The sequence below is a fragment of the Loigolactobacillus binensis genome (assembly GCF_005405165.1).
GTDB classification, from domain to species: domain Bacteria; phylum Bacillota; class Bacilli; order Lactobacillales; family Lactobacillaceae; genus Loigolactobacillus; species Loigolactobacillus binensis.
Genome location: NZ_BJDN01000067.1, coordinates 1 through 1,663, shown reverse-complemented (window position 1 = coordinate 1,663; position 1,663 = coordinate 1). Strand labels below are relative to the sequence as shown.

At 36.1% G+C, this 1,663-nt stretch carries 1 protein-coding gene; it reads left to right on the top strand.

Annotation, left to right across the window (positions count from 1 at the left end):
• Positions 1-269 precede the first annotated feature (269 nt).
• Positions 270-1,496, top strand: a complete 1,227-nt coding sequence (locus tag FFM78_RS13595; RefSeq protein WP_137638907.1) for an IS110 family RNA-guided transposase — start codon at positions 270-272, stop codon at positions 1,494-1,496.
• Positions 1,497-1,663 lie beyond the last annotated feature (167 nt).

The window sequence follows — 1,663 nt, the reverse complement described above, 5'->3', positions numbered from 1 at the left end:
TAAAACATTCTAAGCTTTATAGTGAATCGATTATCCGACGGGATAGTTGATTCACTATTTTAGTTTTGTTCTAAACTTTAAATAGTGGTGAAACTATATGCCGTAAGAAGTTTAGACGCTTGACGTCGTCCTTAAAACAGGCAGTTTTACTTAGTAATTAGTATTCTCTTCGAAGAATGTCGACACTTGATGTCCAGTTTAGAAAATTAGAAATAATTACCTTAGTAAATACGTTCCAACCACTAACAGCTATTTAGGAGGGTTTAAAAATGAGCATTGTCTTTGGCATAGATGTAAGTAGTCGTGATTCCAGTGTTTGTGTACTTCAGAGTGGCGCCACACGAGAATATAAGATCACTAACGATACTATCGGCTTTAAAACTCTGTTGATAGATCTAAAAGAATACGCCGAACATCCACAAATCATCTTAGAAGCAACTGGAGTTTATTCACGCAGAATTACTAGATTTTTAGATGAATACGATTATGATTATGTTCTTCTTAATCCTTTAAAGGCTAGGAAAGAAATTAATCAGGGCTTACGTCGCAATAAAACCGATCGCAATGATGCTTACCATTTGGCACTAGCTCAAGATCGAAATCAGCATCAACCTAATCGAAAAGAGCCTGAGGTTTATCATCAATTGCAGTCTTTAAGTCGGGCTTATGAGGAATTAACTCACGATATTGTTTCTTCCAAGAATCGACTTCATAAATATTTACAGTTAACTTTTCCAGAATTAGAAACCATTTTCAATAACTCTAGAGGGGTTAATTACTGGTATTTAGTTGGGCTCTTTCCACACTGTCAAGATGTTAGAAATCTTGACGTATCAACCATCGCTAAGCAAATTAAAGATTTTAAAGGTTATGGTATTAACCGTGCTCAAAAACTAGCTATTAAACTTAAGCATCTCGCGGATTTAGCTTATCCAGCAGTTGATCAAGACGACCCGGAGCGTGATGAAGTGGTTTATTACGCCAATAGATTATTACGGCTTACAGCTGATCGCGAGCGGAGATCAGAGGCAATGATCAAATTAGCTAAGACTTTGCCTAATCGCGATCTAGAAATCTTAATGAGCATTCCTGGTATCGCTGAAATAACTGCCGTCCGAATTCTAGCCGAATTAGGCGACATTAGAAGATTCAGTAATCCAAACAAGATAAATGCTTTTGTTGGTATTGATCCAGGTAGATATCAATCAGGGGAAAAAGATTCTAGTTTAAGGATCTCTAAGCACGGCAATGCTGTTGCGCGGAAGATTCTTTATCGTGCAATTGGACAAATCGATCTAGCGGCTAAGACTAGTCCATGTCACATAGCAGATTACTATGAACGAAAAAAGCAATTTTCTCAAACAAAGGGGTTCAAGAAAATTGCCATTGCTTCAATCCATAAACTGCTTAGAACGGTCTACATTTTGATTATCACTGATCAAATGTATGATTACAACGTAGCCAACAATAATCAAAAAGACTTTTGTCGTAATTAATTGATCAGGTTCATTATAGCCTAAGTTAACTTCAAAGAAGTAATTTCTTTGAAGCCTTTTGTGATGCTCCTAATTTAGAAATAAAACGCCCCGATTAAAGCAATAATGTCAAATATGTCAGAAATTAAGACTTTAGAGTCCTAATATACTTGACTTTACGTAGAAAA

What these genes read in the sequence shown, in the direction of transcription:
- FFM78_RS13595 (WP_137638907.1), top strand. Translation starts at nt 270, where the DNA reads ATGAGCATTGTCTTTGGCATAGATGTAAGTAGTCGTGATTCCAGTGTT.